This window comes from Phocaeicola fibrisolvens (genome assembly GCF_025567125.1).
In the GTDB taxonomy this organism is placed as follows: Bacteria; Bacteroidota; Bacteroidia; order Bacteroidales; family Bacteroidaceae; genus Phocaeicola; species Phocaeicola fibrisolvens.
The window spans coordinates 1-1,797 of sequence record NZ_JAOQJI010000099.1 but is presented as its reverse complement, the minus strand read 5'-3'; the positions used below and the strand labels follow the sequence as shown (position 1 = coordinate 1,797).

At 45.5% G+C, this 1,797-nt stretch carries 3 protein-coding genes and 1 CRISPR repeat array; all 3 genes read right to left on the bottom strand.

Translation table 11 applies throughout. The features are described from left to right. Nucleotides 1-524 (bottom strand): transposase (locus tag OCV81_RS17640; RefSeq protein ID WP_262640559.1); only part of this gene is annotated, 524 nt, incomplete at its 3' end. An 87-nt stretch (nucleotides 525-611) separates the two neighbouring features. Next, nucleotides 612-980: an IS66 family insertion sequence element accessory protein TnpB gene (tnpB, locus tag OCV81_RS17635; protein ID WP_022233133.1), complete on the bottom strand. Its 369-nt coding sequence runs from the start codon at nucleotides 978-980 to the stop codon at nucleotides 612-614. Continuing rightward, nucleotides 973-1,296 (bottom strand): IS66 family insertion sequence element accessory protein TnpA, encoded by a 324-nt coding sequence (tnpA, locus tag OCV81_RS17630; protein WP_148331128.1) that lies wholly within the window; start codon nucleotides 1,294-1,296, stop codon nucleotides 973-975. The genes tnpB and tnpA overlap by 8 nt, the downstream gene beginning before the upstream one ends. 103 nt (nucleotides 1,297-1,399) lie before the next feature. Then, a CRISPR array of direct repeats spans nucleotides 1,400-1,683; the repeat unit is 30 nt; unit sequence TGTTTCAATTCCATAAGGTACGATTAAAAG. Nucleotides 1,684-1,797: the final 114 nt, after the last annotated feature.

Sequence of the window (1,797 nt, the reverse complement as noted above, 5' to 3'; positions counted from 1 at the left end):
GATGGGATGAGAATTTCATGGAGAAACTTATTCTGGAAACAATTAACTTCCTTAATATCGGAGATTGATGCGTTTTCTCTGGGTTTGTGCTTGACCACTTTGGTTACCTCTTCGCCAATCCTACGATATAAGGACAGGTCCACACCGGCCGGCTCTATAACCTCGGTTTCGAGTACGGGCAGATCCTCTGTCATTTTGCGGTTCTGACGCTTCTGCTTCCGGATTTCCACCGGTTCCTTTTCTATCTGCTCTACGGCCTCGTCACGCTTTTCTTCCGCCTGATGCCGGAGTCCGGCAAACTCTTCGGCAAAAAGGTCGGGCATATCGGGATTATATACGGGAAGCTTTTCTGTCTTACGCCCAAAGAGCTGGCGGTTCAGCCATGCAATCTGAGCCGTCAGCTCTTTGATTCGTTCCTGCAGGTTCTTAATCTGTTCCGCCTGATTCTTATTAGTGGCAGACAATGAAGCAATGGAGGCATTCAGCCCTTCTATCGTCTTGAGCAGTATATCCTTTTCTTCCATTGTTCGCATCTGTTTTGTTTATGTAAATATACTAAATATAAGCGGATTACACAATTATATCCGCACTTTATTCACTCCGGAAGCATATTATACATGATATTCCTTGCGCTCTGCCCTCAGGCGCCGGAGCCTCTGCTGCGGATTTTCCTGAATGCCCTCGACCATCATCACCAGGTCGCGCCATTCCATGGGATAGCTGTTTGATTGGGGATCGTACTCCGGCAGCTTGAAGCGGCCTGCCTCCAGGCGTTTTACATACATCACCATACCTCCGTCTTCCGCATGAAGCAACTTCATGAGCCTGCGGCTGGAACCGATGAAGATGAAGACATCACCATTCTTCACTTCGCTGTTCATCTTCTCATGCACCACTCCGCACAGCGAACTGATACCCTTGCGCATATCTGTCCTGCCAGGACACAGGAAGTAGCGCATCGTGTCGTTCAGGTTAAACATGGCCGCCTCGAAGACTTTGGGTGAACAGCTCCATCAGTATCTCTTCTGACCCGTTCCCAAAGTGGGCACGAAGACCGTTGGGAAACAGAACGGACACACCATGCGGCACTTGTCCTTCAGGGGACGATTCCATGACTGACTGTTTAAGACTGATGGGAACCAGCTCCTGTTTGATACTGTTCCTGTCAACCGAACATTTTCTACGCCAGTAATGATAGGTTGAATAACTTACACCTATCTGTTGTAGGTACGACTTCAACGGTAGGCCGCTTTGTTGTACCTGTAATTCCAATTCTTCAAATTCCAGTCTATTCATAATAATTGAGGTTTGATTGTATTCGCTGCCGCAAAGCTACAATCAAACCTCAAGGTGTAAAAGGTGCATTTGTCCGAATGCTTACAAACTAACAGAACAACAGAGTTTCAATTCCATAAGGTACGATTAAAAGTGGATACCAGCATCTCTCTCCAGTCTTCCTTCACGTGTTTCAATTCCATAAGGTACGATTAAAAGGGTCAGACTACACTGTTCTACAAGTTGTAAAGATGTTTCAATTCCATAAGGTACGATTAAAAGTTTTAAAAAGAAAATGCCGCAAATCGCCTTATTTGTTTCAATTCCATAAGGTACGATTAAAAGCTCGTACGCCTGTACCTACAACTTCAAGTTCTTTGTTTCAATTCCATAAGGTACGATTAAAAGTCAATGACGGGGTAAATGATTTTACACCATTGCTGTCCGGAGAAATTTTACCACAGCGTAAGCTGTCTAGGACCGTTACCCTCCGGAACATTAGCAGTGAGGTCGGTTTGATTA